At 59.6% G+C, this 26,852-nt stretch carries 26 protein-coding genes; 13 read left to right on the top strand and 13 right to left on the bottom strand.

The features are described from left to right. A partial coding sequence (locus WLY71_RS03345) for a LysE family transporter (protein ID WP_347802490.1) occupies positions 1-242 on the top strand: 242 nt, incomplete at its 5' end. Between the two features lie 54 nt (positions 243-296). Here the strand turns inward: WLY71_RS03345 and WLY71_RS03340 are convergent. From WLY71_RS03340 to WLY71_RS03325, 4 genes are read right to left on the bottom strand one after another with little or no spacing between them, the layout of a single operon-like run. Next, positions 297-1,040 (bottom strand): penicillin-binding protein activator LpoB, encoded by a 744-nt coding sequence (locus WLY71_RS03340; protein WP_347802489.1) that lies wholly within the window; start codon positions 1,038-1,040, stop codon positions 297-299. Between the two features lie 3 nt (positions 1,041-1,043). After that, complete coding sequence (gene lpoB, locus WLY71_RS03335) at positions 1,044-1,631, bottom strand: penicillin-binding protein activator LpoB (protein WP_347802488.1); 588 nt, start codon at positions 1,629-1,631, stop codon at positions 1,044-1,046. Between the two features lie 39 nt (positions 1,632-1,670). Next, positions 1,671-2,042 carry a YcfL family putative periplasmic lipoprotein gene (locus WLY71_RS03330; RefSeq protein ID WP_283182138.1) on the bottom strand — a complete coding sequence of 124 codons (372 nt, stop codon included), beginning with the start codon at positions 2,040-2,042 and terminating at the stop codon, positions 1,671-1,673. A gap of 15 nt (positions 2,043-2,057) precedes the next feature. After that, positions 2,058-3,452: a COG3014 family protein gene (locus WLY71_RS03325; RefSeq protein ID WP_347802487.1), complete on the bottom strand. Its 1,395-nt coding sequence runs from the start codon at positions 3,450-3,452 to the stop codon at positions 2,058-2,060. 331 nt (positions 3,453-3,783) lie between these two features. On the opposite strand from WLY71_RS03325, the gene WLY71_RS03320 reads away from it, so the two are divergent. Then, entirely contained in the window at positions 3,784-5,682 is a 1,899-nt protein-coding gene (locus tag WLY71_RS03320; RefSeq protein ID WP_347802486.1) for an FTR1 family protein, read from the top strand. Between the two features lie 27 nt (positions 5,683-5,709). Further along, positions 5,710-6,165, top strand: coding sequence for a YaiI/YqxD family protein (locus tag WLY71_RS03315; RefSeq protein WP_347802485.1), 456 nt, complete (start codon positions 5,710-5,712; stop codon positions 6,163-6,165). Between the two features lie 116 nt (positions 6,166-6,281). Here WLY71_RS03315 and elbB read toward each other — a convergent pair whose 3' ends face one another. Then, complete coding sequence (gene elbB, locus WLY71_RS03310; RefSeq protein ID WP_347802484.1) at positions 6,282-6,950, bottom strand: isoprenoid biosynthesis glyoxalase ElbB; 669 nt, start codon at positions 6,948-6,950, stop codon at positions 6,282-6,284. Between the two features lie 115 nt (positions 6,951-7,065). On the opposite strand from elbB, the gene WLY71_RS03305 reads away from it, so the two are divergent. Then, entirely contained in the window at positions 7,066-8,301 is a 1,236-nt protein-coding gene (locus tag WLY71_RS03305) for a sterol desaturase family protein (RefSeq protein ID WP_347802483.1), read from the top strand. Here the strand turns inward: WLY71_RS03305 and WLY71_RS03300 are convergent. Then, positions 8,282-8,905, bottom strand: a complete 624-nt coding sequence (locus tag WLY71_RS03300) for a DedA family protein (protein ID WP_347802482.1) — start codon at positions 8,903-8,905, stop codon at positions 8,282-8,284. The genes WLY71_RS03305 and WLY71_RS03300 overlap by 20 nt on opposite strands. Before the next feature lie 208 nt (positions 8,906-9,113). Here WLY71_RS03300 and hemB point away from each other — a divergent pair, with 208 nt between their 5' ends. Together hemB and ppk1 are read left to right on the top strand one after the other, a co-directional pair. Further along, a complete protein-coding gene (gene hemB, locus WLY71_RS03295; RefSeq protein ID WP_008150323.1) occupies positions 9,114-10,127 on the top strand; it encodes a porphobilinogen synthase in 1,014 nt (337 codons plus the stop codon). 18 nt (positions 10,128-10,145) lie between these two features. Then, positions 10,146-12,368: a polyphosphate kinase 1 gene (gene ppk1 / locus WLY71_RS03290; protein WP_347802481.1), complete on the top strand. Its 2,223-nt coding sequence runs from the start codon at positions 10,146-10,148 to the stop codon at positions 12,366-12,368. A gap of 168 nt (positions 12,369-12,536) precedes the next feature. Here the strand turns inward: ppk1 and ppx are convergent, their stop codons facing one another. The 5 genes from ppx to WLY71_RS03265 form a co-directional block, all read right to left on the bottom strand. Beyond that, a complete protein-coding gene (gene ppx, locus WLY71_RS03285) occupies positions 12,537-14,039 on the bottom strand; it encodes an exopolyphosphatase (protein ID WP_347802480.1) in 1,503 nt (500 codons plus the stop codon). A gap of 201 nt (positions 14,040-14,240) precedes the next feature. Then, positions 14,241-14,978 (bottom strand): amino acid ABC transporter ATP-binding protein, encoded by a 738-nt coding sequence (locus WLY71_RS03280; protein WP_347802479.1) that lies wholly within the window; start codon positions 14,976-14,978, stop codon positions 14,241-14,243. Then, positions 14,965-15,615 carry an amino acid ABC transporter permease gene (locus tag WLY71_RS03275; RefSeq protein WP_347802478.1) on the bottom strand — a complete coding sequence of 217 codons (651 nt, stop codon included), beginning with the start codon at positions 15,613-15,615 and terminating at the stop codon, positions 14,965-14,967. The genes WLY71_RS03280 and WLY71_RS03275 overlap by 14 nt, the downstream gene beginning before the upstream one ends. Next, positions 15,612-16,280 carry an amino acid ABC transporter permease gene (locus WLY71_RS03270; RefSeq protein WP_347802477.1) on the bottom strand — a complete coding sequence of 223 codons (669 nt, stop codon included), beginning with the start codon at positions 16,278-16,280 and terminating at the stop codon, positions 15,612-15,614. The genes WLY71_RS03275 and WLY71_RS03270 overlap by 4 nt, the downstream gene beginning before the upstream one ends. Positions 16,281-16,301: 21 nt before the next feature. Next, positions 16,302-17,087, bottom strand: a complete 786-nt coding sequence (locus tag WLY71_RS03265) for a transporter substrate-binding domain-containing protein (RefSeq protein WP_347802476.1) — start codon at positions 17,085-17,087, stop codon at positions 16,302-16,304. Between the two features lie 256 nt (positions 17,088-17,343). On the opposite strand from WLY71_RS03265, the gene WLY71_RS03260 reads away from it, so the two are divergent. The 6 genes from WLY71_RS03260 to WLY71_RS03235 all read left to right on the top strand — a co-directional run bounded on the left by WLY71_RS03260 (position 17,344) and on the right by WLY71_RS03235 (position 23,528). Continuing rightward, positions 17,344-18,051, top strand: a complete 708-nt coding sequence (locus WLY71_RS03260) for a FadR/GntR family transcriptional regulator (RefSeq protein ID WP_347802475.1) — start codon at positions 17,344-17,346, stop codon at positions 18,049-18,051. A gap of 120 nt (positions 18,052-18,171) precedes the next feature. After that, on the top strand, positions 18,172-18,501 hold the full coding sequence (gene trxA, locus WLY71_RS03255) for a thioredoxin TrxA (RefSeq protein ID WP_008150340.1): 330 nt from the start codon (positions 18,172-18,174) through the stop codon (positions 18,499-18,501). Positions 18,502-18,751: 250 nt separating this feature from the next. Then, positions 18,752-20,011, top strand: coding sequence for a transcription termination factor Rho (rho, locus tag WLY71_RS03250; protein ID WP_007942421.1), 1,260 nt, complete (start codon positions 18,752-18,754; stop codon positions 20,009-20,011). A gap of 140 nt (positions 20,012-20,151) precedes the next feature. Next, positions 20,152-21,618: a 4-hydroxy-3-polyprenylbenzoate decarboxylase gene (gene ubiD / locus WLY71_RS03245; RefSeq protein WP_046045118.1), complete on the top strand. Its 1,467-nt coding sequence runs from the start codon at positions 20,152-20,154 to the stop codon at positions 21,616-21,618. Next, entirely contained in the window at positions 21,618-22,586 is a 969-nt protein-coding gene (locus WLY71_RS03240) for a CDP-6-deoxy-delta-3,4-glucoseen reductase (RefSeq protein WP_347802474.1), read from the top strand. Before ubiD ends, WLY71_RS03240 begins: the two co-directional genes overlap by 1 nt. Positions 22,587-22,859: 273 nt before the next feature. Further along, positions 22,860-23,528, top strand: coding sequence for a gamma-glutamylcyclotransferase (locus WLY71_RS03235; RefSeq protein ID WP_347802473.1), 669 nt, complete (start codon positions 22,860-22,862; stop codon positions 23,526-23,528). On the opposite strand, the gene glpT is transcribed toward WLY71_RS03235, so the two are convergent. Further along, positions 23,504-24,853 (bottom strand): glycerol-3-phosphate transporter, encoded by a 1,350-nt coding sequence (gene glpT, locus WLY71_RS03230; protein ID WP_347802472.1) that lies wholly within the window; start codon positions 24,851-24,853, stop codon positions 23,504-23,506. The genes WLY71_RS03235 and glpT overlap by 25 nt on opposite strands. Positions 24,854-25,283: 430 nt before the next feature. After that, positions 25,284-26,261, bottom strand: coding sequence for an NADPH:quinone oxidoreductase family protein (locus WLY71_RS03225; RefSeq protein ID WP_008150352.1), 978 nt, complete (start codon positions 26,259-26,261; stop codon positions 25,284-25,286). Positions 26,262-26,411: 150 nt separating this feature from the next. Here WLY71_RS03225 and WLY71_RS03220 point away from each other — a divergent pair, with 150 nt between their 5' ends. After that, complete coding sequence (locus WLY71_RS03220) at positions 26,412-26,819, top strand: flagellar basal body-associated protein FliL (protein WP_033060630.1); 408 nt, start codon at positions 26,412-26,414, stop codon at positions 26,817-26,819. Positions 26,820-26,852 lie beyond the last annotated feature (33 nt).

Here is a 26,852-nt window from a genome sequence, read left to right as displayed (position 1 = left end):
TGCTCGCGGTGCTGCCGCAATTCATTGATCCGCATGCACCACTGGTGGCGCAGTACCTGATCCTCGGTGTGACCATGATCTGCGTCGACCTGATTGTCATGGCCGGTTACACCGGGCTGGCTTCCAAGGTGTTGCGCCTGTTGCGCACGCCCAAGCAGCAAAAACGCATGAACCGCACCTTTGCCGGGCTGTTCATCGGTGCGGCGGCGTTCATGGCGACCCTTCGCAAAGCGGTGGTGTAAAACCGTCAGGCACAAAAAAGGCGACCCTTGGGGTCGCCTTTTTAGTTTCAGGGTTCAGCGCAGAATGACCGGCGCTATGTCCGCTGGCAGGTTATTGCGCCGCGGGGCTTGGCCCGGCTGCTCGTAACCGCCGCCACCGAGCTGTTGGCTCAGTTGCCCCGCCACGTCTTCCCCTAAGGACTTGGACACGTCACGCACCACCCGCGGGCGGTTCAGCGAGACACGGATATCCCGATGGTTCATCAGTTTGGTGTCCTGACCTTCGCCCATGGCCGTGAAGGCCGAGGTGATTTCGAAGGTCTTGGTGTTGATCAGGCTGAAATCCGCCACCAGGGTCAACGCCAGCACCGCCGAATAGCTGTCGGTGTTGGCGAGCTCGTTGATGTCGTTGTTGAAGTCGATGTCCGACACGGTGCCGAACAACACGTAGTCGGCGCCTTTGAAGTTGCCGGCCTTGATTCGCTTGATCACGTCATAGACGTCACCCTTGGACGCCGATGTATAAGGCGTGCCCTGGACCAGCTGGAACATGCCGGTACGAAGAATCTCGCCCTTGATGTCGCCGGTGAATTTGCGCAATTCACCTTGCTCGATGTAGCTGCTGGTGGCTTCGATTTCGTTGTAGCTCGAAGAACCGCTGGCGCTGTAGCGGTTTGCCTGGAAGTTGCTCTGCGCCGAAACGATGTGGATGTACTGCTCCACTCGCTCCTGGTACGCCAGATCCGTGACGGCGACTTTCGGGGCCGCTTGCACGCTGAACGCGCAAGCCAGGGCCATCATGCCAATCCATGCGCGCATTGATTAACGCTCCGTGGTCTTGCGGATCTCTTTCTCGTCCATCCACTCGGCCAGACCGCTTTCGACGTCAATCAATTGCAGGCTGAATTTGTAGAAGACGTCCTTGTAGTCGCTGCTGCGCTTGACGATCGAGCTGATCGAACCTTCGATACGGTATTTGGCGGCGATCATGTTGCCGGTCTTGGCCACCGTACTTTTCTTGTACAGGCCGCTCTGGTTTTGCAGCTTGAGCTGGTCAACCTGGCTCTGCATCGCGTTGTTGTCGCTGGCGAAGCGCGCGACACCGGTTTTCATCAGCTGGGTCTTGATGCTGGTGGTGATTTCGCGGGTATCGATGTACTCGCTGGTCTTGTTCTTCACGTCGTAGACCTGAACCACCGGACGACCCTGCATGATGCCGGACTGGGCCAGGGAGCGGGTCATGGACTCGGCGATCATCTGCAGGTCGGTGGAACCGAACTCGTTGGTCACGGTTTCCACAGCCTTGGTGTCGCCGTAGCTGATGCTTTTGCTGCCCAGGGTTGGCGAAGTGTTGGCGCAGCCGCTGGCCAGAAGGGCGATAACGGCAATGAACGAAATGCGTGCAAACATGGGAATGCTCTCTAGAACTGAACGAATAGGGTGTCGGGCTTAAGGCGTTTTGATTTCGAGACGGAAATCCACGGCTTTGGCGGTTGGCGCGATCGCCTGAATGAAGCTGGTCTGCTCGCCGTACATCATCTGGCTTTTCCAGGTTTCTTCTTCGGCGACGGGGAAGCCTTCAGGGCCGAGCCAGGCAAAACGGTAGTAGAAGGTCTTGTTGTTGAAGCTGGTGTTGCTCAGCTGTGCATTGACCGTCATGAAGCCGTTTTCCCGGGCGACGCGCATGGCGCCGACCACGATGTTCTTGAGCTTGCCCATGGCCACGACCTTGCTGGCGGCGCTGCCAGGTTCCGGCGGTGGCGGGGTGGCGCACCCGGCCAGCAAGGCCAGGGCGACAACAGCGATAAGTTTGAAACGCATGCAAAGACTCCGTTCTTAAGGTTTGAGGCTGGCCACGGCGGTCGGGTTGGCGCTCGGGATCACATGCGCGGCCAGGCCGCTGGCGAACACCCGATTGCCCACAGCGCGCAGGCTGATGACCTGGTAACGCTGATCGACGGTGACCTTGACCACCGAGCCGCCCACGGCGCTCGGCAGGGTGACTTGGTGCTCACCTTTCTTCAGGCGCAGACGCACCACTTGGGTGTAGTCCGGCAGGGTACGCCACGTACGGGTATCGGCACCTTCGAGCACGGCTGAAGAGATACCGACCGCCAGGCCCGCCAGCGGGTTGGTTTCATTGATCTGCTTCTGCGCTACGCCTTTGGTCACGGCACGCACGGTGGTGCGCAGAATGATGCCCGGCATATCGTCACGCAGTGCGCGACGGGACATGGCAGTGGTGCTGTTGAGTTGCGTCAGGTTCAGTTGCTGGCCGTCCACGCCAATCTGGGTGAGCGTGGCGGTGGAGGTGTCCGCCTTGATGATCGGGAACGACAGCGGGGTAATCACCAGATTGCCGCTGATCGGCAGAGGCAGGGGCACGCGGATCGAGTCCCGGGAGGGGGCCAGGCCGCTTTGCACGACGATCAGGATGTCGCTTTCCTCGTTCTTTCCACTTGGCTTGTCGAGATTCACCAGCGCCTGTTCCAGCAGCGGGGTGTTCGGGCGCAGTTCGGCGGCTTTGCGGTAGCCCGGCGCGGCCAGGTCTTTTTCACCCAGGGCTTCGTAGATGAAGCCGGCCAGGTAGTGGCTGAACGCGCTCTGGTAGCTGTTTTTCAGGCTGACCACTTCCGGTGCGTCGAGGCTGGCGACCGGGTAACCCTGCAAATCCTTGTACTGGGTTTTGACGCCTTCTTTCTCGGCTTCCTCTTCGCTCTTGAGGTATTCCTTGTCGCGCAGGTCGGCGATCACGGCTTCGCGTTCGTGGGTCTTTTTGATCGACATGCGCGCGCCGTCGAAGTCGTTTACCGCCAGCAGGTTGAGGGCCATCTGCGTGGTCAGCATGACTTTTTCGTAGTCGTAGCCTTCGTAGCGACGGACCTTGTCGTTCACCAGGAAACTGCCGAACTGGGCGAGGTACTTGGCGGTATCAAGCTTGACCGAGTCTTCCCACTTGCCCACCACCTGATCGGCGCTGGTCCAGGCGTTCTGGCTGCCGGACAGGTCACCTTTGGCGCGCAACAATTCACCCTTCTCGAAGTAATAGAGCAGGTCTTTGTCCGGGCTGGTGTTGTTCTTTTCCAGCAGGGTCAACGTGGCATCGACATTGCCGGCGGCCAGTTGCTGGTTGGTTTGGGCCAGTTCGGAGTCGTAGTTACGAAATGCCGAGCAGCCGGAGAGCAAGGTGACGGCGCTGAGCGCGATCGAGGTAAGGGCGCGGGATGCCATTGGGGTACTTCTTCCCTGAATGTAAGCAGCCGCAAATGCTGGTCGGGCTGATGGGACCTACTGGCGGGAATGTTGGCCTCCTGCCAATTCCTCATAAAAAGAGGAGCTTAAATACCGTTTCGCAATAACGAAGGCGCGGCATTATAAACAAGGATGCTGGCTATGTAATGGCTTTTTAATTGCGCACTTTTAACGAGTGCCATTATCTTTTGGAAGCGCAACTCGAGGGAACAGGGTGCTGGGCAGTGCCGCGTAAAGCACAACAAAGCTTGAGTGAATCCGATTGGAAGTGAACAATGTGTTACTTCGTATTTCCATTTGAGATTTATTCATGACTGCCTCCTCCCGTGCTCTGGCGTGGTTAGTGCTGCCGATGATCGCGTTTTTCAGCTTCAATGCGCTGGCCAATACCGCTGAAGGCGCGCCCAAAGCGCTGCACTTGCTCGATTACATCGGCGCCGATTACCCGGCGACGGTCGAGGCAGGTAAAGTCATTGATGAGGCGGAATACCGCGAGCAGCAGGAGTTTCTGGGTGTACTGCAAGGCTTGATCACCCAATTGCCGACCAAGCCCGAGCGCGCAGAGCTGGAGCAGGGTATCAGCAGCCTGCGCGCCGCCATTGCCGCTCGCAAGGATGGCGTGGACGTCGCTCGTCAGGCACGGCAACTGGGGGCAAAACTGGCGGTGGCTTATGAAGTCAGCCAGGCGCCCGTCATCACCCCTGACCCGACTCGCGGTGCGCCGCTGTATGCCCAGCAATGCTCGGTGTGCCATGGCGATGCTGGCGCGGGTGACGGCCCGGCAGGCGTTGGCATGACACCGCCGCCGGCCAATCTGCGTGATGCCGCGCGATTGGATCGTCTAAGCCTCTACGCGATCTACAACACCCTGGGGATGGGCGTCGAAGGCACAGACATGCCGTCCTTCGCCGATCAACTGGACGATCGTCAGCGTTGGGACCTGGCGACCTACATCGCCAGCTTCAGCGCCGACCCGGCTGCTGCAAAAGCCGAGAAGACCTACAACATCGCCGACCTGGCCCGTCAGACTCCCGCAGAAGTGGTGGCTGCCGAGGGGCCGCAAGCGGCGGCGACCTTCCGTGCGCAGCGAGCGCAACCGCCGCAGGTCAAGCGTGGTCCGGCGCAGTTGCTCGACTACACGGCCGCGACCCTGGACAAGAGCATCGCTGCCTATCGTGCCGGTGATCACGATCAGGCCTATGACCTGTCGGTGGCGGCTTATCTGGAAGGTTTCGAACTGGTCGAAAGCTCTCTGGATAACGTCGACGCCAACGTTCGCAAAGACACTGAAAAATCGCTGATGGCGTACCGTCAGTCGTTGCAGGACGGTTTGCCAATGGCCCAAGTCCAGCAGCGCCTGGACGCGGCCAAGGCCAAGTTGAAGGAATCCGCCGGCCTGCTGGGCAGCGATGGTTTGAGTTGGTCCCTGAGTTACATCTCCGGTTTGTTGATTCTATTGCGCGAAGGTCTGGAAGCGATTCTGGTGTTGGCGGCAATCCTCGCGTTCCTGCGCAACACCGGCCAGCAATCGGCGGTGCGCAGCGTCAACGTCGGCTGGGGACTGGCGTTGCTGGCCGGTTTGGCGACCTGGGCGCTGGCGGCGTACGTGATCGATGTCAGCGGTTCGCAGCGCGAATTACTGGAAGGTGCGACGGCGTTGTTTGCCGCCGTCATGGTGCTCTGGCTCGGCGTGTGGATGCATGATCGTCGTCACGCAGCGGCCTGGCAGGATTACATCAAGAGCAGTCTGGTGGGCGGCGGTGGGCGTTTCGGGTTTGCGACGCTGGCGTTCTTTTCGGTGTATCGCGAACTGTTTGAAGTGATTCTGTTCTACGAGACCTTGTGGCTGCAGGCGGGTCCGGCGGGTCATAACGCGGTGTTGGCTGGTGGGGCGACGGCGTTGGTTATGTTGGTGGGTCTGGCCTGGGTGATCCTGCGCGGTTCGGCGAAGCTGCCGCTGTCGCTGTTCTTCAGTATCAACGCCGGTCTGTTGTGCGCGTTGTCGGTGGTGTTTGCCGGGCATGGTGTGAAGGCGTTGCAGGAAGCCGGGATTTTCGGCACCCGGCCGGTGCCGTTCTTTGACTTCGACTGGCTGGGGATCCACGCTGATGCGTATTCGCTGACTGCGCAGGCGGTGGCGATTATCGCGATCATCGTGCTGTATAGCCGTAGTCGGCTGGCTGAGAAGCGGCGGGTGCAGGTTTCCTGATCCGAGTGATCCTCAAGAGGTAAAAACATGCGTGTGTGGATCGATGCCGACGCCTGCCCCCGGGCGGCCAAGGATCTGGTGGTGCAGTTCGCCCTCAAGCGCCAGTTTGAAGTGGTGCTGGTGGCCGGACAGCCGCAGATCAAACCGGGTTTGGCCCTGGTGAAGCTGATCGTGGTGCCAAGTGGTCCGGATGCCGCCGACGACTATCTGGTGGAATACGCGGTACCTGGCGAATTGGTGATCTGCAGCGATGTGCCGCTGGCCGACCGTCTGGTGAAAAAGGGCGTTGCGGCGCTGGATCCACGGGGCAAAGAGTTCGATGCGCAGAACATGGGCGATCGGTTGGCGGTGCGTAACCTGTTTACCGATCTACGTGAACAGGGGCAGATGAGCGGCGGGCCAGCGCCATTTGGCGAGCGTGAGAAGCAGGCGTTTGCCAATGCGCTGGACCGGATCCTCACGCGGTTGACTCGTAAACCCTGAGCCAGCCGCCGAACCCTGTGGGAGCGAGCTTGCTCGCGATAGCGGTCGCACAGTCAAAATAGGTCATAAATGTCAGGGCCTCATCGCGAGCAAGCTCGCTCCCACATTGGTCCGTGTCAGGCGTCGTTTTCGTGGGTCAATTCGAGTACCCGGTCGACCAGTTTGTTGATGCCTGACGCTGCCTCGCTGATCGATTGCGCCAGCATATAAGCCGGGGTGCACACCAGTTTGCGGGCCTTGTCTTCGACGATGTCGCTCACCGCGCAATCTTTGTGGGTGGCGCCCATCTTGTTCATGGCGGCGGCAGTATCGGCGTCGTTGCCGATGGTGCAGGTCACGCCCGGTCCATAGATCTTCGCCGCGAGTGCCGGCGAGATGCAGATCAGCCCGACCGGTTTGCCGGCCTCGGCAAAGGCTTCAGCCAGCGCCAGGACTTCCGGTTGCACGGTGCAGCCGGCGCCTTCGACGGCGAAGTTCGACAGGTTCTTGGCCGCCCCGAAACCGCCCGGAACGATCAGCGCGTCGAAGTCTTCGACGTCGGCCTCACGAATGTCTTTGATGTTGCCCCGGGCGATCCGCGCCGACTCCACCAGCACATTGCGCGACTCGGGCATTTCTTCGCCGGTCAGATGGTTGATCACATTTAACTGCGCGATGTTCGGTGCGAAACACTGCACCTGGGCCCCCCGCTGGTCCAGACGCAGCAGGGTGATCACGCTTTCGTGGATCTCGGCGCCGTCGTACACGCCACAGCCGGATAGGATCACTGCAATTTTTTTGCTCATGGGCTTTTCTCCAGATTCATGGCGTTAAATGTCCACTAATTTGTCACTCGTTGCCATAGGGTTAATTCGCGGCTACACCTAGGATCTGTCCTCAAGATTCCGATCAGGGCGCGTCATGGACTTCATTCTGTATGCGGTGCCGTTTTTCTTTGTGCTGATTGCCGTCGAACTGCTGGCCGACCGTTGGCGCGGGGTGAGCAATTATCGCGTGGCCGACGCGATCAACAGCATCAGCACCGGCGTGCTGTCGACCACCACCGGCCTGTTGACCAAAGGCGTCGGCCTGGTGACGTATGCGTTTGCCCTCAAGCACCTGGCGCTGTTCGAGCTCTCGGCTGACAGCGTCTGGCTCTGGGTATTCGCCTTTGTCCTCTACGACTTCTGCTACTACTGGCTGCATCGCATGGGCCACGAACGCAACATCCTCTGGGCGGCGCATTCGGTGCATCACCAGAGCGAGGACTACAACCTGTCCACGGCGCTGCGCCAGACCAGTACCGGCTTCCTGCTGAGCTGGATCTTCTACCTGCCGATGGCCGTGCTCGGCGTGCCGCTGCTGGTGTTTATCAGCGTCGCCTCGCTGAACTTGCTGTACCAATTCTGGGTGCATACCAAACACATTCCCAAGCTCGGCTGGTTCGAGTGGTTCTTTGTCACGCCGTCCAATCATCGGGCTCACCATGCACAGAACGCTCTCTACATGGATCGCAACTACGGCGGGGTGTTCATTATTTGGGACCGTCTATTTGGCTCGTTCCAGGAAGAGGACGACAACGAACCGGTGATTTTCGGCGTGACCACGCCGCTCGCGAGCTGGAATCCGTTGTGGGCGAACGTGCAGTTCTACGCGCAGCTGTGGGATGACGCGCGGCGTGCACAAAGCAAATGGGACAAGCTGCGCATCTGGTTCATGCGCACCGGTTGGCGGCCAGCGGATGTGGCGGCCAAGTACCCGATGAACAAGCCAGACCTGAGTCAGTTCCGTAAATTCGAGGTGCCGCTGGACGGGCGTCAGCAGCTTTACGTCATGTTGCAGTTCTGCGTCTACATCGCGTTGGGCAGCTACTTGATGAACCTGGAGCAGCGTTTGCCAACCGCCGCGCTGGTGCTCGGTTGGAGTGCCGTGGCGCTGGGTTTGTTTACGTTGGGCGTGGCCCTGGAGAATCGCCCGTGGACGCGGAAGCTGGAGCTGCTGCGCCTGGCGTCGAACGTGCCGCTGGTGTGGCTGGCGCCGGTCGTTGGTCTATGGCCGGCCAGTGCGGTGGGCTGGGTCGGCCTGCTGAGTTACAGCCTGCTCAGTGGTATCGGTCTCTACTGTTGCAGAAACCGTTTCACTCGGCTGGCGTCTTAGTCTCGGCAGATTTGGCCAGTTCGGCCTGCTCGTCGGCGTAGATCTTCTTCGCCAGACGGGCGTTCTTGAAGCGACGGCGCAACCACAGGCAAAAGCCCAGTATCAGCAGGGCGCCAAGCACCCACAGCTCGTACTTCTTGACGCTGCCGAGCATGCCCTCAAGTACCGCACCGAAGTGATAGGCGGCGGCAGCCAGCGCCGCGGCCCAGATCGCGGCACCAATCCCGTTGAGCAGCAGATAACGTCCCGGCGGATAGCCCGACAGGCCGATCGCCACCGGCATCACCGTGCGCAGGCCATAGACAAAGCGGAAGCTCAGTACCCAGATGTCCGGGTGCCTGCGGATGTGTTCCAGCGCCCGGTCGCCCATCAATTGCCAGCGCGGTTTGCGCGCCAGCAACTTGCGGCCGTGCTTGCGCCCCAGGAAATACCACAGCTGATCACCGGCATAACTGCCGAGGAACGCCACGATCATGACCACTTTGAGGTCCATGTATCCGCGGAACGCGAGGAAGCCTGCGAGCACCAGAATGGTTTCGCCTTCGAAAAACGTGCCGAGAAAGAGGGCGAAGTAGCCGAATTCCTGAAGAAATTGTTGGAGCATTGTCTGGATGCTGGCGAAATGAACGCGCAGCCTAACCCTTCGGGAACATTCATGAAAGTGTCCAAATGTGTCTCGACGTGAACATTTCCTACAAGGACAATGGAATGCGGCTACGTGACGCAGGGATGCACATAACTGTCATACGTTGGTCATAATGGCCGCTTATAACTGTCACGCTCGCCCGCCAGCGCGGGCTCAGGAGTCTGCCGTGAGCTTCACCCCCGCCAACCGTTTGTTTCCTGCAACCCGCCTGCGTCGCAATCGCCGTGATGATTTTTCGCGTCGACTGGTCCGTGAAAACGTTCTGACCGTCGACGATCTGATCCTGCCGGTGTTCGTGCTGGACGGTGAAAACCGTCGCGAAGCGGTGGCGTCGATGCCAGGCGTCGAGCGCCTGACCATCGATCTGTTGCTTGAAGAGGCGGCCAAGTGGGTCGAGCTGGGGATTCCGGCATTGGCGTTGTTCCCGGTGACGCCGCCGGAGCTCAAGTCTCTGGACGCCGCCGAAGCCTGGAACCCGAACGGGATCGCCCAGCGCGCCACCCGCGCGTTGCGTGCGCAATTCCCTGAACTGGGCGTGATCACCGACGTCGCCCTGGACCCGTTCACCACTCATGGCCAGGACGGTATCCTCGACGAAGAAGGCTACGTGCAGAACGACATCACCGTCGACGCACTGGTCAAGCAGGCGCTGTCCCACGCCGAAGCCGGCGCTCAGGTGGTGGCCCCGTCGGACATGATGGACGGTCGCATCCAGGCGATCCGCGAAGCGCTTGAACTGGCCGATCACGTCAACGTGCGGATCATGGCCTACTCGGCGAAATACGCCAGCGCCTATTACGGCCCGTTCCGCGATGCGGTCGGTTCGGCGCTGAACCTGGGCAAGGCCAACAAGGCCTCCTATCAGATGGACCCGGCCAACAGCAACGAAGCCCTGCACGAAGTGGCGGCAGACTTGTCAGAAGGCGCGGACATGGTCATGGTCAAGCCAGGCATGCCGTATCTGGACATCCTCTACCGGGTCAAAGAAGAATTTAAAGTGCCGACCTTTGTTTATCAGGTCAGCGGTGAATATGCCATGCACATGGCGGCGATCCAGAATGGCTGGTTGAGCGAAGGGGTTATCCTCGAATCCCTGACCGCTTTTAAACGTGCAGGCGCTGATGGCATCCTGACTTACTTTGCCGTCCGTGCTGCTCAATTGTTACGAGAGCAAAAATAGCCCTCCCAGGAACATTCGATGAATACCGAAGGACTCACTGAAGTTGCCGTAAAAGATGCTCAACCTGTGGTGGAGCAAATCGCCGAAACCCCGCCGGAACTGGAGCCTGCTGCTCCCGCGGTGGTGGCCGAGCCCGCAATTGCGGCGCCAGCGATTGCCATTCCCGGCCTGGATGACAGCAGCCTGTACATCCATCGCGAGCTCTCGCAACTGCAGTTCAACATCCGCGTGCTGGAGCAGGCGCTGGATGAGTCCTACCCGTTGCTGGAGCGGCTGAAGTTTCTGTTGATCTTCTCCAGCAACCTGGACGAATTCTTCGAGATTCGTGTGGCCGGCCTGAAGAAGCAGATCACCTTCGCCCGTGAACAGGCCGGCGCCGATGGCCTGCAACCGCACCAGGCCCTGGCCCGCATCAGCGAACTGGTGCACGGTCACGTCGACCGCCAGTACGCGATCCTCAACGACATTCTGTTGCCGGAGCTGGAAAAGCATCAGGTCCGCTTCATCCGCCGGCGTCACTGGACCACCAAGATCAAAACCTGGGTGCGCCGCTATTTCCGCGATGAGATCGCGCCGATCATTACTCCGATCGGCCTCGACCCTACGCACCCGTTCCCGTTGCTGGTGAACAAGAGCTTGAACTTCATCGTCGAGCTCGAAGGTATCGACGCCTTCGGCCGCGATTCCGGTTTGGCGATCATTCCGGCGCCACGTCTGCTGCCGCGCGTCATCAAGTTGCCGGAAGAAGTGGGCGGCTCTGGCGACAACTACGTGTTCCTGTCGTCGATGATCCATGCGCACGCCGATGACCTGTTCCAGGGCATGAAGGTCAAGGGCTGCTACCAGTTCCGTCTGACCCGAAACGCCGACCTCGCCGTCGACACCGAAGATGTAGAAGACCTGGCCCGCGCCCTGCGCGGCGAGTTGTTCTCCCGTCGCTACGGTGACGCGGTGCGTCTGGAAGTGGCCGACACGTGCCCGAAACACCTGTCCGACTACTTGCTCAAGCAGTTCAACCTGCACGAGACCGAGCTGTATCAGGTCAACGGTCCGGTCAACCTGACCCGCCTGTTCAGCATCACCGGTCTGGACAGTCAGCGAGCGCTGCAATACATGCCGTTCACCCCGCAGATCCCGAAACTGCTGCAGAACAGCGAGAACATTTTCAGCGTGATCAGCAAGCAGGACATCCTGTTGCTGCACCCGTTCGAGTCCTTCACACCGGTGGTCGACCTGCTGCGCCAGGCTGCCAAGGACCCGCATGTATTGGCGGTCCGTCAGACCCTGTACCGCTCCGGCGCCAACTCGGAAATCGTCGATGCGCTGGTCGATGCGGCGCGTAACGGCAAGGAAGTCACTGCGGTGATCGAGTTGCGTGCGCGGTTCGACGAAGAGTCCAACCTGCAACTGGCCAGCCGTCTGCAAGCGGCCGGTGCGGTGGTGATCTACGGTGTGGTCGGCTTCAAGACCCACGCCAAGATGATGCTGATCTTGCGTCGCGAGGCAGGCGAGATTGTGCGTTACGCGCATTTGGGTACCGGCAACTACCACGCGGCCAACGCCCGTCTGTACACCGACTACAGCTTGCTGACCTCGGATGACGCCTTGTGTGAAGACGTTGGCAAACTGTTCAGTCAACTGATCGGCATGGGTAAAACCCTGCGCATGAAAAAGCTGCTGCACGCGCCGTTCACGCTGAAGAAGGGCATGCTCGACATGATTGCCCGGGAGACCCAGTTCGCCCTCGACGGCAAACCGGCGCACATCATCGCCAAGTTCAACTCGCTGACCGATCCGAAGATCATCCGGGCGCTGTACAAGGCCAGTCAGTCCGGGGTGCGTATCGATCTGGTGGTGCGCGGCATGTGCTGCTTGCGTCCGGGCATCGCCGGGGTTTCGCACAACATCCACGTACGCTCGATCATCGGGCGCTTCCTGGAGCACACCCGAGTGTTCTACTTCCTCAATGGCGGCGAAGAGCAGATGTTCCTGTCCAGCGCCGACTGGATGGAGCGCAACCTCGACAAGCGCGTCGAGACTTGCTTCCCGGTGGAGGGCAAGAAGCTGATCATGCGGGTCAAGAAAGAGCTGGAGCTTTATCTCACCGATAACACTCACAGCTGGAGCCTGCAGGCGGACGGCCGTTACATCCGCAACACGCCGACGGGTAACCAGAACCCGCGTAGCGCGCAGGCCACGCTGCTGGAGCGTTTGGGTAGCCCGATTCTGACCGTTCGTTAACGCCATGAACCTGTGGGAGCGAGCTTGCTCGCGATGGGGGCAGCATTTTCAACATTTATGTTGACGGTCAGTCCGCTATCGCGAGCAAGCTCGCTCCCACAGGGGGTTGCGTCGTCTGCCGAATCGCGGACACAAAAAAAGGCCTTCCGAAGAAGGCCTTTTTCAATTTCAGCGAACGTTAAGCACGAAGCCGACGCGGGTCAGCCATTCCGCCTCCAGACCGAAGTCGGCCTGGGTCAGCTGGTTTTCGTCCAGCCAGTTTTCCGGGAATAACACATCCAGGCTGTCGCCATTGGCCTGCAGCACGACCTGAGGCATTTCCTGGGTGCCGCGGATGTGATGGAACAGAATCGCAAAGCGCAGCAGCACGCACAGGCGAATCAGCTTGATGCCTTCATCGCCGAAGTCGGCAAACTTGTCCTTGGGGATATTGCGGCGGTGGCCACGCACCAGTAGCGCAAGCATCAGTTGGTCTTCGCGGGAGAACCCGGCCAGGTCCGAATGCTCGATCAGGTAGGCGCCGTGCTTGTGGTAGTGATAGTGGGCGATGTCCAGGCCCACTTCATGGACCTTGGCGGCCCAGCCCAGCAGTTCGCGCCATACGCCGTCATCCAGATCCCAATCTTCGGCGACTTGATCGAAGGCATGCAACGCCTTGCGCTCAACCCGCGCCGCTTGTTCCAGATCGACGTGATAACGCTCCATCAACGAGCTGAGGGTGCGCTCACGGACGTCTTCGTGATGATGACGGCCCAGCAGGTCATAGAGCACGCCTTCGCGCAGGGCGCCTTCACAGTGGTCCATGCGTTGCAGTTCGAGCGCGTCGAAGATCGCTTCGAGAATCGCCAGGCCCGCCGGGAAGATCGCCCGGCGGTCAGGCTTGATGCCTTCGAAGTCGATCTTCTCGACGTCGCCGAGTTTGAACAGCTTGCGTTTGAGCCAGGCCAGGCCTTCGGCATTGACCTCGCCAGTGCCATGTCCCCCGGCCTTGAGCGCCAGGCCGATGGCGCGAATGGTGCCCGAGGAGCCGATGGCTTCATCCCAGGTCAGCCGATGCAGGGCGTGTTCGATGCTCATGATCTCCAGCCGCGCCGCCGTGTACGCCTGGGCGTAGCGGGCCGGGGTGATCTTGCCGTCCTTGAAATAGCGCTGGGTGTAGCTGACGCAGCCCATTTGCAGGCTTTCGCGCAGCAGCGGTTCGAAGCGCTGGCCGATAATGAATTCGGTACTGCCGCCGCCAATGTCGGCCACCAGGCGTTTGCCAGGGGTGTCGGCGAGGGTGTGGGAAACGCCGAGGTAAATCAGGCGTGCTTCTTCACGACCGGAGATGACTTCCACCGGGTGGCCTAGAATTTCTTCGGCGCGGTGGATGAACTCGGCACGGTTACGGGCTTCGCGCAGGGCGTTGGTGCCGACGATCCGCACGGCGCCGGTCGGCATACCGCTGATCAGTTGGGCGAAACGCTTCAGGCAATCGAGCCCGCGTTGCATGGATTCTTCACTGAGCTGACGCTCATCGTCGATGCCGGCGGCCAGCTGAACCTTCTCCCCGAGACGTTCGAGAATACGGATTTCGCCGTTCTGGGCCTTGGCCACGACCATGTGAAAGCTGTTGGAGCCCAGGTCGATTGCGGCGATCAGAGACAGATTCTTGGCTTGGGATTGCGGCATGGTCAGGGGGTCTCGGTCGATAACCTCGACATCGTGCCACGATCAAACGCTGCCGCCAACGCGCAGGTGACCGCTTCGCGGTCAATCGCGAGCAAGCTCGCTCCCGCAGGGTTCTGTGTTGCCCCAATTCCTGCTGCAGCGCAAAACCAATGTGGGAGCGAGCTTGCTCGCGATAAGGGCCTTCCAGCGACTAAAGATCCTTCAACCTGCCGCTTCGACGGTACCAATGAAATTCGCCAACTCCGCGGTCTGCGGGTTGGCAAACAAAATCTTCGGATCCCCCACCTCATGCACCTTGCCCTGATGCATGAACACCAACTTATCCCCAACCTCCCTGGCAAAACGCATCTCATGGGTGACCATAATCAACGTCATCCCTTCCTTGGCCAGTTGCCGGACCACGCTCAGCACTTCATTGACCAATTCCGGGTCCAGCGCCGAGGTAATCTCATCGCACAGCAAGACCTTCGGCGACATCGCCAGCGCCCGGGCAATCGCCACCCGCTGTTGCTGCCCGCCAGACAACCGATCCGGGAAGGCATCGAATTTCTCCCCCAGCCCAACCCGTTCCAACATCTCCCGCGCCCGCTCGGCAGCTTTGGCTTTCGGCACTTTCTGCACCACTTGCGGTGCGAGCATCACGTTCTCGCCGACCGTCAGGTGCGGGAACAGGTTGAACTGCTGAAACACCATCCCGACTTTCTGTCGCAAGCTGCGCAGATCGGCACGAGCGGCGTCGAGGTATTCGCCGTCGACTTCAATCACGCCGTCGTTGATCGATTCCAGGCCATTGAGGGTGCGCAACAAGGTGGATTTCCCCGAGCCGCTGCGGCCGATGATTGCCACCACCTGGCCTTCCTCGACGCTCAGGTCGATGCCTTTGAGCACATGGTGGTCGCCGTAATATTTATGCAGGGCGGAAATTCTAAGCAGAGGCATGCAGTCTCCTTTCCAGGTAGCGCGCGCTGAGGGACAAGGGGTAACAGAGCAGGAAGTAACCGAGGGCCACGAGGCCGTAGACCATGAACGGTTCAAAGGTCGCGTTGGCGAGCATGCCGCCGGTCTTGGTCAGTTCGGTGAAGCCGATGATCGAGGTGACGGCGGTGCCTTTGACCACCTGCACGGAGAAGCCCACGGTCGGCGCCACGGCGATCCTCAGCGCTTGCGGCAGGATCACGTAACGCAGTTGCTCCAGCGGGTTCAGCGCCAGACTCGACGAGGCTTCCCACTGGCCATTGGGGATCGACTCGACGCAACCACGCCAGATCTCTGCCAGGTAGGCGCTGGTGAACAGCGTCAAGGCAACTGCCGCGGCCATCCACGGCGAAATCTCAACCCCCGCCAACGCCACACCGAAGAACACCAGAAACAGCTGCATCAACAGCGGCGTGCCCTGGAACAGTTCGATGTAGGTGCGGGCGAAGCTGCGGGGCAGGGATTTTTTCGAGATGCGCATGACCATGATCAGCAAGCCGATCAGTCCGCCACCGATAAACGCCACCAGCGACAGCGCCAGGGTCCATTGCAGGCCTGTGAGCAGGTTGCGTACGACGTCCCAGAACGTGAAATCGCTCATTGGCTGCTCCGGGCTATGTAGCGGCGACCAATCCAGTTCAGCAATTGGCGGATCATTAGCGCCATGCACAGGTAGATCAGCGTAGTCAGGACGTAGGTTTCAAAAGCACGGAAGTTGCGCGACTGAATGAAGTTGGCGGCGAAGCTCAGCTCTTCGGTGGCGATCTGCGAGCAGACCGCCGAGCCGAGCATGACGATGATGATCTGGCTGCTCAGCGCCGGCCAAACCTTGCCCAGCGCCGGCAGCAGCACCACGTGGCGGAACGCTTCGAAACGGGTCATCGCCAACGCGGCGGCGGCTTCCAGTTGGCCTCGGGGGATCGCTTGGATGCCGGCGCGGATGATCTCGGTGGAATAGGCGCCGAGGTTGATCACCATCGCCAGCACCGCGGCCTGCCATTCGGAAATCTGCACGCCCAGTGACGGCAGGCCGAAGAAAATGAAAAACAACTGCACCAGAAACGGCGTATTGCGGATCAACTCGACGTAAACCCCAAAAATGCCGGCGAACGGGCGGATGTTCCACGCCCGCACCAGCGCCCCGACGATGCCCAGACCCACCCCGAGCACTGCGCCGATGGCCGTCAGTTCAAGGGTGAACAGCGCACCGCGCAGCAGCAGGTCGGTGTTTTGCACCACCGGTATGAAATCGAACTGATAAGCCATGTTCAGTCTCCGCAACGACGATCAGAGATCGGCCGGCAGCGGCTCTTTGAGCCAGGTCCGGGAGTTCTTCTCCAGCGCGCCGTCGGTCCTGGCGGTGGTGAGGATCTGGTTGACCTTGTCCAGCAGCGCCGGCTCGTTTTTGTTCACGCCGACGTAGACCGGCGAATCCTTGAGCTTCACTTTCAGCGCCGGAATGCGTTTCGGGTTGCGCTCGCTGATGGTCACCATCACCACGTTGCCACTGGCGATCAGATCAACTTGCCCGGCGAGGTAAGCGGCGATGGTCGAGTTGTTGTCTTCGAAGCGCTTGATGGTCACGCCTTCGGGCGCGACTTTGGTCAGCTCGATGTCTTCGATGGCGCCACGGGTAACGCTGATGGTTTTGCCCTTGAGGTCGTCCAGGCTTTTTATGTCAGCGTCTGGCGGACCGAATACGGCGAGGTAGAACGGCGCGTAGGCACGGGAGAAGTCGATGACCTTCTCGCGCTCGGGGTTCTTGCCGAGGCTGGAGATCACCAGATCGACCTTGCCGGTGGTCAGGAACGGAATGCGGTTGGTGCTGTTGACCGGTGTCAGCTCGAGTTTGACCTTGAGTTGGTCGGCCAGTAGTTTTGCAGTATCGATATCCAGGCCGCGCGGTTTCATGTCCGGACCGACCGAACCGAAGGGCGGGAAGTCCTGAGGTACGGCAACCTTGAGGACGCCGCGCTTGACCACATCCTCCAGACCGTCGGCATGGGCGGGCGCCTGGCTCAGCATCAGGCTGGCAAACAGGGCGGCGAGGAGGGCGCTGTAACACTGGGTCATGGCAAATCTCCGAATCGGCGAGAAGTGAATTCTGCGGATCGACAGAGCATGGGCCGTGCCAATATCGGGTTTTGGGGGCGCGAGGCCACGGTTTTGCTGGTGTCGATCGGTCTTACTGGTCTGAACAGTTGAGCGGCGTTTCGCACCCCGATAGCGCATCCATGAAAATCTCCGAACCCCCATGGGGCACGACTTGCCGGGCGTCGCGAATAGCTTTACAACTAACCGCTCATTCGCCTGGTTCGGCTGAAAAACCATGAACTCGATCTCCCGCGCCGTACCTGAAGTGGCGCTGCAAGCCATCCGTAAACTCATCACCGAGCAAGGTTTCGGGCCGGGGGATGCTTTGCCCTCGCAACGGGATTTGGCGGTGCAATTGCGGGTCAGTCGGGCGTCGCTGCGCGAAGCGTTGTCGTCATTGAGTGCGTTGGGGGTGATCAGCATCCAGCCTGGCAAAGGCGTGTTCGTGCAGTCGCCGATTGATTTGCCGCGAGGTGATGCGGGGCTGAGTTGGCCGTTCGCGGCCCAGGCCTCGCCGCTGGACATCTTCCAGTTGCGCTATGCCCTGGAAGGCTTTGCTGCCGGTTTGGCGGCGGTGACCCTGAGTACTCACGAGCTCGATGCACTGGAAGATAACGTCGCCGCCATGCGCATCGAATTGAAGGCCGGCGACTTCGAGGCCGCGGCGAGACTGGATTTCGAGTTTCACCGACGCATTCTGCTGGCGAGCGGCAATCAGGCGATGCTGAGCATCCTGACGGCCAGCGCCGACATTTTTCTAGAGAGCCAGAAACTACCGTTCATCCGGGCAGAGCGGGCCATGGAAACCTGGCAGGAACACCGCAAAATCCTCCGCGCACTGGCCCGGCGGGCGTCCGGCCCAGCGCAGAAGGCCATGTACGAACATGTGCGTAACGCGGCACTGCGCACAGGAATTGCCTTCGTCGCTCCCGCCACCTCGTGACTTGGGCTATACCCAAACTCATGCGGCACCATAGCGAGACTCAATCATCTGCACCTTCCTGAACGAGGGAAGGGCGGCTATGATGGGCCACGTTTTTTTGCTTACAACCTGGAGACTTCCATGAGCAGCGATCTTATTAAACACGTCACCGACGCTAGCTTCGACGTCGACGTCCTCAAGGCCGAAGGCGCTGTACTGGTCGACTACTGGGCTGAATGGTGCGGCCCTTGCAAAATGATCGCTCCTGTTCTGGACGAAATTGCTGAAACCTACAAAGGCAAGCTGACCGTTGCCAAACTGAACATCGACGAGAACCAGGAAACCCCGGCCAAGCACGGCGTGCGTGGTATCCCGACTCTGATGCTGTTCAAGAACGGCAACGTTGAAGCGACCAAGGTCGGTGCGCTGTCGAAGTCGCAACTGGCTGCCTTCCTCGACGCCAACATCTAAGCGTCGTTGTAAAGCGTCATTTAAAAGGCCCCGCATATTGCGGGGCCTTTTCGTTATTCAGGGCTAGACGCTCCGAAACTCAGGTGGTACATTCGGCCCCGCACTGGTTTCTCCACTGCCCCCTGCTAGCCGTCGCCGACGCACTCCTTTTCGAATAAGTACGCGATCCTGTCGCCTTCTCTGCGGCGCGGCCTCATTAAGCCAAAAGCTTAATTTCCCCCCCCTCCATAAATGATTACGTCATTCCTATATGAATCTGACTGAACTCAAGCAAAAGCCGATTACCGAACTGCTCGAATTGGCCGAACAGATGGGCATAGAAAATATGGCCCGTTCGCGCAAGCAGGACGTGATTTTCTCCCTGCTCAAAAAGCACGCTAAAAGCGGCGAGGAAATCTCCGGTGATGGCGTGCTGGAGATTCTCCAGGACGGCTTCGGCTTCCTTCGCTCCGCTGACGCTTCCTATCTCGCCGGCCCAGACGATATCTACGTCTCGCCGAGTCAGATCCGTCGCTTCAACTTGCGCACCGGTGACACCATCGTTGGCAAGATCCGTCCTCCAAAGGAAGGCGAGCGTTATTTCGCGCTGCTCAAGGTCGACACGATCAACTACGATCGTCCAGAGAACGCGAAAAACAAGATTCTCTTCGAGAACCTGACCCCGCTGTTCCCGACCGTGCGCATGAAGATGGAAGCCGGCAACGGTTCCACCGAAGACTTGACCGGTCGTGTCATCGACCTGTGCGCCCCGATCGGCAAAGGCCAGCGCGGTCTGATTGTTGCACCGCCGAAAGCCGGTAAAACCATCATGCTGCAGAACATCGCAGCCAACATCGCGCGTAACAATCCTGAAGTTCATCTGATCGTATTGCTGATCGACGAACGTCCGGAAGAAGTGACCGAAATGCAGCGCACCGTGCGCGGCGAAGTGGTTGCCTCGACGTTCGACGAGCCGCCAACCCGCCACGTGCAGGTTGCCGAAATGGTGATCGAGAAGGCCAAGCGCCTGGTCGAACACAAGAAAGACGTGGTGATCCTGCTCGACTCCATCACCCGTCTTGCTCGCGCTTACAACACCGTGATCCCGAGCTCCGGCAAAGTACTCACCGGTGGTGTCGATGCCCACGCCCTGGAGAAACCGAAACGTTTCTTCGGCGCCGCGCGGAACATCGAAGAAGGCGGTTCGCTGACCATCATCGCCACCGCGCTGGTTGAAACCGGCTCGAAGATGGACGAAGTGATCTACGAAGAATTCAAAGGCACGGGCAACATGGAACTGCCTCTGGATCGCCGCATCGCTGAAAAACGCGTCTTCCCGGCCATCAACATCAACCGTTCCGGCACCCGCCGCGAAGAGTTGCTGACAGCCGACGACGAGTTGCAACGCATGTGGATCCTTCGCAAGCTGCTGCACCCGATGGACGAAATCGCTGCCATCGAGTTCCTGGTCGACAAGCTGAAAACGACCAAGACCAACGATGAGTTCTTCCTGTCGATGAAACGCAAGTAAGTCGATAAGGGCACTAGAGCCGGGGAAACCCGGCTTTTTGCTATCTGATTTTTGCTGAACCAGCAGTTCGTGGTTCTGAATAGAGGGGTTCGGCGCTAAACTGCCACCCCCGAACGGCACGGCCAACACGAGGCTCACGCATGCAGTATCGCGACTTGCGCGACTTTATCAGCGGCCTGGAAAAGCGCGGCGAACTCAAGCGCATCCAGGTTCCGGTGTCCCCAGTGCTCGAAATGACCGAGGTCTGCGACCGCACCCTGCGTGCCAAAGGTCCGGCCCTGCTTTTCGAAAAGCCCACGGGTTATGACATCCCGGTGCTCGGCAACCTGTTCGGCACCCCCGAGCGCGTGGCGCTGGGCATGGGCGCTGAAGCGGTCAGCGAATTGCGCGAGATCGGCAAGCTGCTGGCGTTCCTCAAGGAGCCCGAGCCGCCGAAAGGCCTGAAGGATGCCTGGTCCAAGCTGCCGATCTTCCGCAAGATCATCGCCATGGCACCGAAGGTGGTCAAAGACGCGGTCTGCCAGGAAGTGGTCATCGAAGGCGACGACGTCGACCTCGCGATGCTGCCGGTGCAGACCTGCTGGCCGGGCGACGTCGGCCCGCTGATCACCTGGGGCCTGACCGTCACCAAAGGCCCGAACAAGGATCGCCAGAACCTCGGCATCTACCGTCAACAAGTGATCGGCCGCAACAAGGTCATCATGCGCTGGCTCAGTCACCGTGGCGGCGCGCTGGATTACCGCGAGTGGTGCGAGAAGCATCCTGGCCAGCCGTTCCCGGTGTCCGTGGCGCTGGGTGCTGACCCAGCGACCATTCTCGGCGCGGTGACTCCTGTGCCGGACAGCCTTTCCGAATACGCTTTCGCGGGCTTGTTGCGCGGCAACCGCACCGAGTTGGTGAAGTGCCGTGGCAACGACTTGCAGGTCCCGGCGACCGCCGAGATCATCCTTGAAGGCGTGATCCATCCGGGCGAAATGGCTGATGAAGGCCCGTACGGCGACCACACCGGCTACTACAACGAAGTCGACAGCTTTCCGGTGTTCACCGTCGAGCGCATCACCCATCGCATCAAACCGATTTATCACAGCACCTACACTGGCCGTCCGCCGGATGAGCCGGCGATTCTCGGCGTGGCGCTGAACGAAGTGTTCGTGCCGATCCTGCAGAAGCAGTTCCCCGAGATCACCGACTTCTACCTGCCGCCCGAAGGCTGCTCGTACCGCATGGCCATCGTGACCATGAAGAAGTCGTATCCCGGCCATGCCAAGCGGGTAATGCTCGGTGTCTGGTCGTTTTTGCGACAGTTCATGTACACCAAGTTCGTTATCGTCTGTGACGACGATATCAACGCACGCGACTGGAACGACGTGATCTGGGCCATCACCACGCGCATGGACCCCAAGCGCGATACGGTGATGATCGACAACACGCCGATCGATTACCTGGACTTCGCCTCGCCGGTTTCCGGCCTGGGTTCGAAGATGGGGCTCGATGCCACGCATAAATGGCCGGGCGAAACCACTCGCGAGTGGGGCCGGGTGATCGTCAAGGACGAAGCCGTTACCCAGCGGATCGATGCCATCTGGAATCAGTTAGGAATAGATTGATGCGTGTAACCTTGCAGCCCTCCGGAGCAGTGCTACAGATTCTGCCCGGCGAGCGGATTCTCGATGGCGCGCGGCGTCTGGGCTATGAATGCCCGCAAAGCTGTCGAAACGGCAATTGCCACGTGTGCGCCGCACTGCTGGTGGAAGGGCGGGTCGAACAGGAAGGCGGTGTGCGCGACCATGGCGAGTTCTACACTTGCATTGCAGAGCCGCTGGAAGACTGCATCGTGCTGTGGGATGGCGTGCTCGCGCTGGGAGAATTGCCGGTGCGCAGCTTGTCGTGTCAGGTCATTGAATGCAGGGACGTCGGCGGCGATACCTGGCGTGTGCGTCTGCGAGCGCCGGCCGGCAAGCCGCTGCGTTATCACGCCGGTCAGTACTTGATGATCGAGCGCGAGAACGGTGAGAAATCCGCGTTCTCCCTGGCCTCGGCGCCGCATGGCGGGCGCGATCTGGAAATCCATGTACTGGCGCGCGAAAGCAGTGCGCTGAGCCTGATCCACCAGTTGCAACGCAACCCGATGGTGCGGATCGAAATGCCGTTCGGCGACACCCATCTGGCGGAACTGCCGGAGGGTCCGCTGGTGCTGATCGCTGCGGGCACCGGCATGGGCCAGATCCATAGCCTGATCGAACATTGCCGAGCTACGGGCTTCAAACATCCGGTGCATCTGTATTGGGGCGTGCGTCGTCCTGAAGATTTTTATGCAATCGAACATTGGGATGAATGGCTGAAACTGCCCAATCTATTCCTGCATAAAGTCGTCAGCGATCAATGCGGCTGGCAGGGGCGCTGCGGGATGCTGCATGAGGCAGTGTGTGAGGACTTCCCGGATCTGAAACCCTTGCATGTCTACGCCAGCGGCTCTCCGGCCATGGTCTACGGCACACTGGATGCTTTGGTCGAAGCCGGGATGGATGCGCATCAGATGCGTGCCGACGTGTTTGCGTACGCTCCGCGATCTTGATCCGCGATCTTGATCCGCGATCTTGATCCGCGATCTTGATCCGCGATCTTGATCCGCGATCTTGATCCGCGATCTTAATCGTTATAACTCCCTATATAGCCGATCGGTATTTATAAAATGATATAAATGCCGGTAGGTTATATGTCATCCAGGCAATTATTTAAGAACTGTGCCATGGCACTTAAATTGCCTTAAAACATATGTGCCTTATTGTTACAGCGGTGCGTTCTATTAAGTAATTCTTCACCCGCGGGGAGCTGAACGCTAATCGCCATGAGCGCCATTGAATCTGCTTTTTTGAATCTGGCTTACCCTCCGCGGCTCGATCTGGGGCCGCAGCTCACGCACGAACAATTGCTCAGCTCAATGCAGTCGACAATGGCGAGCCACAAGGGCGGGCCGGTGTGGCTGTTCGCTTACGGTTCGCTGATCTGGCGTCCCGAATGCGCAGCGGTGGAGCGAGTGCGCGGTCGTGTACATGGCTACCATCGCGGTTTGTATTTGTGGTCCCACGAACATCGCGGCACGCCCGAAGTGCCTGGGCTGGTATTCGGCCTGGATCGCGGTGGTTCTTGCAGCGGCTTCGCCTATCGCTTGCCTGAAGAACAACTTGAAGCCTCTCTTTACGCACTTTGGCAGCGCGAAATGCCATTCCCGTCCTATCGCCCACACTGGCTCAACTGCCGTCTTGAAGACGGAAGTCAGGTTCAGGCGTTGGGGTTTGTATTGGAGCGGCATCTGCCCAGCTATGCGGGCAACTTGCCGGATCACGTGCTGAGCCACGTGTTCGAAAACGCTTGCGGGCGTTACGGCACGACTCGCGATTATGTCGAGCAGACCGCCCACGCCCTGCGTAGCCACGCCATGCCAGACCGGAATCTGGAGGCGCGGCTCAAGCGCTGCAAATCAAAGGCCGATCAGGCGATTGCTTCGCGGCTCTGACTGGCGACTTGTTTGTGCCACAGCGTCGGGGCCAGGAAGGCCATCGCCAGTAAGCATGCGCCGATCAGCAGCACGAAACCGCCATCCCAGCCGAAGTGGTCCACGGTGTAGCCCATCGCTGCACTGGCCGCGACCGAACCCCCCAGATAACCGAACAGGCCCGTGAAGCCCGCTGCCGTACCGGCGGCTTTCTTGGGTGCCAATTCCAGCGCTTGCAGGCCGATCAGCATCACCGGGCCGTAAATCAGGAAGCCGATCGAGATGAGCGCGATCATGTCGACTGTCGGGTTGCCGGCCGGGTTGAGCCAGTACACCAGGGTCGCCACGGTCACCAAAGCCATGAACACCATGCCGGTCAGGCCACGGTTGCCTCGGAAGATCTTGTCCGACATCCAGCCGCATAGCAGCGTGCCCGGAATACCTGCCCACTCGTAGAGGAAATACGCCCACGAGGTTTTGTCCACGCTGAATCCTTTGGCTTCCTTGAGGTAGGTCGGTGCCCAGTCCAGCACGCCGTAGCGCAACAGGTAGACGAAGACGTTGGCCAGGGCGATGTACCAGAGCATTTTGTTGCGTAGCACGTATTTGACGAAGATTTCCTTGGCGCTGAATTCTTCTTCGTGGCTGGCGTCGTAGCCTTCCGGGTAGTCGTTCTTGTACTTCTCGATGGGCGGCAGGCCCACCGATTGCGGGGTGTCGCGCATGGTGACAAAGGCAAACACCGCCACCGCCATGGCGACCGCCGCCGGCACGTAAAACGCTGCGTGCCAGTCATTGAACAGGCCCATGCCGAGCAGGAACAGCGGGCCGATCAGGCCGCCACCGACGTTATGCGCCACGTTCCACAAGGACACTACGCCGCCGCGTTCCTTCTGCGACCACCAATGCACCATCGTCCGCCCACTCGGTGGCCAGCCCATGCCCTGAGCCCAGCCATTGATAAAGAGCAGGATGAACATGATGGTCACGCTGGACGTCGCCCAGGGCGCGAAGCCGAAAATGAACATCACACCGGCCGATACCAACAGGCCGAAGGGCAGGAAGAAACGCGGATTGGAACGGTCGGACACGATGCCCATCAGGAACTTGGACAGGCCGTAGGCAATGGCGATGGCCGACAGCGCCAGGCCCAGCTCACCGCGGGTATAGCCCTCTTCGATCAGATAGGGCATGGCCAGGGAGAAGTTTTTGCGCAGCAGGTAATAGCCGGCGTAGCCGATAAAAATGCCGGCGAAGATCTGCCAGCGAAGGCGTCGGTAGGTGTTGTCTATTTTTTCTTCAGGCAATGGAGCCTGATGTGCGGCAGGACGAAAGAAAGCAAACATTCAAGAGCTCCAGATTTCTTGTTTTGACTGCGGATGCGAATGTTACAGTTTCGTTACCGAAAATAGCACCGGTTCGCATCGGCCAAATAGCGGAAATGCTGAAGATTGCATGTTCTTTTATGAACATGTCGCTCAGGTATAAATGTAGGGCGTTGTGGGAAACGTTACTTGCAGGTCTACATGCCGCATTTCGGTCCAGGGTAGGACGAGGCTTTGGGAAATGTCCTTCGTATGAATGGGAAGTCGTGGCGTCCTGTTCTCAGTCACAAACTGAATAAGCGGGTACCGAAAATCGTCAGGGATTGCCGGGCGAGCCCTGTCCGCAAGTACATGAGTTTGCTGCCGGAGGATATTCGGAAGTTGCTTTAGTGCCGGACAATAAAAAGCGGTCTGGAAAACTTCATTTGAAGTCCAGACCGCTGCACTGGGCTCAGCGAACTTGAACCACCACTTTCCCAACCGCTTTGCGCTGGCCAAGATCATTGATCGCCTGCGCCGCATTGCTCAGTGGATACACCTGCGACACCAGCGGCTTCAACTTGCCTTCGGCAAACCAGCCAAACAATTGCTGGAAGTTCGCCGCGTTGTCTTGAGGCTGGCGCTGGGCGAACGAGCCCCAGAACACGCCGACCACCGCTGCACCTTTGAGCAACGCGAGGTTCACGGGGAGTTCGGGAATGCGTCCGCTGGCGAAGCCGACTACCAGCAGGCGGCCGTTCCACGCGATGGCACGGATGGCCTGGTCGAACAGGTCGCCGCCCACCGGATCGTAGATCACGTCGGCGCCCTGGCCATCGGTCAGGCGCTTGATTTCGTCCTTGAGACTGGTTTCGCTGTAGTTAATCAGCTCATCGGCACCGGCAGCCTTGGCCACCGCGAGTTTTTCGGCGCTGCTGGCGGCGGCGATCACGCGGGCGCCCATGGCTTTGCCGATTTCCACGGCGGCCAGACCGACACCGCCGGAAGCACCGAGTACCAGCAAGGTTTCACCCGGTTGCAGGTTGCCCCGTTGCTTGAGCGCGTGCATCGACGTGCCGTAAGTCATGCTGAACGCGGCGGCGGTGTTGAAGTCCATCGATGGCGGGATGGGTAGCACGTTGTAGCCCGGCACCGCGACCTGTTCGGCAAAACTGCCCCAGCCGGTCAGCGCCATGACACGATCACCAACCTTGAGGTGGCTGACCTTTTCGCCTACTTCGCTGACCACGCCAGCCGCTTCGCCGCCCGGGGAAAACGGGAAGGGCGGCTTGAACTGATATTTGCCCTCGATGATCAGCGTGTCCGGGAAATTCACCCCGGCGGCGTGCACGTCCAGCAGGATTTCATTCTTCTTCGCGACAGGACTGGCGACATCTTCCAGCACCAGCGATTCGGCAGGGCCGAAGGCTTTGCACAGCACGGCTTTCATCAGGGCTATTCCTTTGGGAGTGATGGCCGATAAGTGTAGGTGTGTGAGTCGATGGGTCAACGAGCATGCCCGGCCCTGATAGTCAGCCATAAGCTTGTGCTTGAGCGGCGGGTCGTTATGCTAGGCCGCAAACCGGATAAGGAGCGAATTGTGAAAGCGTGGATCATGTTGTTGCTGGCCCTGTCTCTGCCTGTGGCAGCGATGGCCGAAGAAGCCAAAGAAGGTGCAGCTCCGAAGGTCAATTACATCACCCTGAGCCCGCCGTTCGTGGGCAACTACGGGCTGGACGGGACGCCGAAGCTCAAGGTCTACAAGGCCGATGTGGCGTTGCGAGTGACCGGTGATGAGGCGACCAAACTGGTGAAAGCCAACGAACCGTTGATTCGTAATCAACTGGTGGCGCTGTTTGCCCAGCAGACCACTGAAGCGATGAACAACGTCGAGGCCAAGGAAAAGCTGCGTCAGGAAGCCCTGAAGCAGACCCAGCAAATCATGAACGACGAAACCGGCAAACCGGTGGTTGAGGATCTGTTGTTCAACAACCTCATTATCCAGTGAGTCTTGGTTTGTCTGATTGATTGCCAAGATCGC

The sequence above is a fragment of the Pseudomonas rossensis genome (assembly GCF_039888995.1).
GTDB classification, from domain to species: Bacteria; Pseudomonadota; Gammaproteobacteria; order Pseudomonadales; family Pseudomonadaceae; genus Aquipseudomonas; species Aquipseudomonas rossensis.
Note: the sequence above shows the minus strand (reverse complement) of the source record. Positions and strands in the feature narration are given on the sequence as shown.